The organism is Vibrio sp. M260118 (assembly GCF_036533755.1).
GTDB lineage: Bacteria > Pseudomonadota > Gammaproteobacteria > Enterobacterales > Vibrionaceae > Vibrio.
The window spans coordinates 1-2,904 of record NZ_JATABG010000412.1 but is presented as its reverse complement, the minus strand read 5'-3'; the positions used below and the strand labels follow the sequence as shown (position 1 = coordinate 2,904).

The 2,904-nt window shown below is 35.7% G+C and carries 3 protein-coding genes and 1 riboswitch; all 3 genes read left to right on the top strand.

Annotation, left to right across the window (positions count from 1 at the left end):
* Positions 1-44: 44 nt before the first annotated feature.
* The 3 genes from QTO00_RS17635 to QTO00_RS17625 are packed head-to-tail and all read left to right on the top strand — an operon-like array spanning position 45 to position 2,251.
* Complete coding sequence (locus QTO00_RS17635; RefSeq protein ID WP_331425938.1) at positions 45-1,016, top strand: glycosyltransferase; 972 nt, start codon at positions 45-47, stop codon at positions 1,014-1,016.
* Positions 1,006-1,545 (top strand): acyltransferase, encoded by a 540-nt coding sequence (locus QTO00_RS17630; protein ID WP_331425937.1) that lies wholly within the window; start codon positions 1,006-1,008, stop codon positions 1,543-1,545. The genes QTO00_RS17635 and QTO00_RS17630 overlap by 11 nt, the downstream gene beginning before the upstream one ends.
* Entirely contained in the window at positions 1,532-2,251 is a 720-nt protein-coding gene (locus QTO00_RS17625) for a WecB/TagA/CpsF family glycosyltransferase (RefSeq protein ID WP_331425936.1), read from the top strand. The genes QTO00_RS17630 and QTO00_RS17625 overlap by 14 nt, the downstream gene beginning before the upstream one ends.
* A gap of 571 nt (positions 2,252-2,822) precedes the next feature.
* A riboswitch (cyclic di-GMP riboswitch) is annotated at positions 2,823-2,903 on the top strand.
* The last annotated feature ends 1 nt before the right edge of the window (position 2,904 follow it).

The window sequence follows — 2,904 nt, the reverse complement described above, 5'->3', positions numbered from 1 at the left end:
TTTCAACTCTAAACCAGTAAGTGAATGAGTGAACTTGAGGACGTATGAAGATTTTAATTGTTTCAAATATGTATCCAGGTCGTAATAAGGATTTTTTGTATGCCGGCATTTTTGTTAAAGAGCAGGTTGAAGCTCTAAATAAAATAGAAGGGGTTGAGTGTGAGCTTCTTGTCATAGATGGTTATAAATCGAAGCTGGTGTATTTATTTGGATCATTAAAATTGTTAGGACATTTAATATTTAATAAATATGATGTTATCCATGCTCACTATGGATTGAGTGCTCTATTTACGCTGTTAAACCCTTTTAAACGCCGTTGGAACAATGTCGTATTAACACTACATGGTGGAGATATACTTGTAGAGCAGAATAAAAATGTACAAGTCTTCCTCACTAAGCTAATCCTTAGTCGGGTTGGAAAGGTATTAACGTTAAACGAAAAAATGAATGATGTTGTGAGGGATTATCGTAGTGATTATGTTGTCTTACCATGTGGTGTAGACACTGATTTCTTTAAACCTGATTTTGATTCAATTAATAGTAATGTTCTTCTTTTTCCTGGGAGAATAGATCGGGAAGTTAAAAATTTTCCATTGTTTCAAAAGGTTGTAGCTGATTATAACAATAGATTTGGTCGGTTAGAAATACTCCCTCTCGACGGCTTTAGCAGGGATGAAGTAAGGATGCACATGCAGTCAGCTGCAGCTGTATTAATGACATCGGTAAGTGAAGGATCTCCCCAAGTTATAAAAGAAGCAATGAGCTGCGATTTACCAATAGTCAGCTCTAATGTAGGTGATGTCGATTATATTACACGTGGTGTTGCTGGAACTGCTGTGTTCAACATTGATGCAGATCCGGCTGCTATATCTGAATTACTCTATAAAACCCTCACACACGCAAAATCTCATGTAGGTGCTAGACGTGAAAGAATCATGCAGCTTGGACTTTCAAACGATTATGTAGTCATGAAAATGATAAAAATATATAAAGAGGTAATCGATTATGCTAAATAAGTTAGCTCTTATTTTTTATTATGTTTTTGTTTCACATCTACCTAATACAAAATACACCTCACTTTTCAATAAATTCAGGGTTTTTTACGTTTCAAAGGTTTTAAAGGCGATGGTATATCATCGCAAAACTATTTTTGAGAACTCTGTTTATATTTCTGATTGTAAGAATTTAACTATTGGAGAATATTGCCATATAAACGAACGCGTTTTTATTCAAGGTGCTACTATTGGAAGTAATGTAATGATTGCTCCTGACGTTTCAATTTTAAGTAACTCTCATGCTTATGATAGACTAGATATTCCAATGATTGATCAAGAAATGATTGCTAATAGTTGTCCAGTTATCGAAAGTGATGTTTGGATCGGTCGCAACGTTGTTATTCTACATGGTGTAAGAATCGGTAAGGGATCAATTGTTGGAGCTGGCTCTGTTGTTACTAAAGATATTGAACCTTACTCAATAGTAGGTGGTGTTCCTGCAAAATTTATTAAATCCAGACTAGAGAAAACAGTTGATGAAATTAAATAATCTATTGTTAATGAGCTCTGATGAAGTAGAAAGTTTTATTTGTAGTCTTATTGATATATCTAGCCCAAAGACAGTGGGCTTTTTGAATCAACATGGGTACAACCTAATGGCTAATGATAATGATGTTTATGAAAGTTTTAACGGCCTAGATGTTCTCTTACGTGATGGAAAGGGCATAGAGTTAGTTTGCCGCTATTGGGGGAAGGACGCTGGCGAGAACCTTAATGGAACGGATTTAATTCCTCAAATAGTTAACAAGTGCTTGAATTCAAATAAGGATTTTTCGTACTTTGTATATGGGACTGCTTCGCCTTGGCTTGAGCTTGGAACTAAGAATATGTTCGGAGAAAATGATGTTAAAGTTTTAGATGGTTTTATGGATGAAAGTCAATATATAAGTCATTTTGATTCTCACCATAGTGTATCTAAATATAAATTAGTTATATTGGCAATGGGAATGCCAAAACAAGAGAAAGTTGCAAGATTAATAAAAGCGACAGCTTCCGGTCCGACACTGATCATATGCGGTGGAGCGATTATTGACTTTCAGGCTAATCGTTTTAATAGGTCACCATTAATTTTTAGAAAGCTTGGTTTTGAGTGGCTCTACCGCTTAATCATTGAGCCAAGAAGGATGTTTAAACGATATGTAATTGGTATCCCAGTTTTTTTTAGCAATGTTGTCAAGAAAAAGATTACTTTTTGAAGTTGTACAATGTAGCGATTTTTGATCAATGATAAATGGTTAAAAAATTATGATCTATGCACGTTTTAATAATGCGATGTTAGAATTCTGCAATTTCAAACAGCCAGAGCTTACTTCGAATTTATCAAAAGAAATTTGATCTCATAAATACAAGCCAAGCTCATCACATAGAGTAGACGCTTAGTCTGAACGCGAGTTAGCTGAATATTGTAGGTCTAAAGGGTTATTTGTCGATGACGTTAAAGCTTGACAAGCACTATCGGTCAAGACACTGGCTGAAACGACTACATTCGGCGAACAACGAAATGTCGCTGATTAGTTATGAAAAGTCTATAAAGAAAGTGCTCGGCTTGAGTTGACCAGAATACTGAGCTTAGGAAGCTTACAGCTGAGCACATTCGTGACGGAATAAATGAGTTGAGTATGCGTTTTTTGCCACCTTGCAATTTTTAGTTTTGTGTGAATAAGTAGATTCTCATTTTTGCGAGGTTTGATTATTGTTTGCTTTTTTGTTTGTAGCGCTAATTCATTAGCGTGTATATTAATTTTGCCTTCATGCTGTTATGTGCAGGTAGAGTAACGCCAAACCTGTCGTGAGTCAGGGACGGAAAACCACGGGTCTCTTACAATGAGAGACAGCCGAGTCGCCTTAA

Coding starts and splice junctions, on each gene's coding strand:
- QTO00_RS17625 (WP_331425936.1), top strand. CDS start 1,532: ATGAAATTAAATAATCTATTGTTAATGAGCTCTGATGAAGTAGAAAGT.
- QTO00_RS17635 (WP_331425938.1), top strand. CDS start 45: ATGAAGATTTTAATTGTTTCAAATATGTATCCAGGTCGTAATAAGGAT.
- QTO00_RS17630 (WP_331425937.1), top strand. CDS start 1,006: ATGCTAAATAAGTTAGCTCTTATTTTTTATTATGTTTTTGTTTCACAT.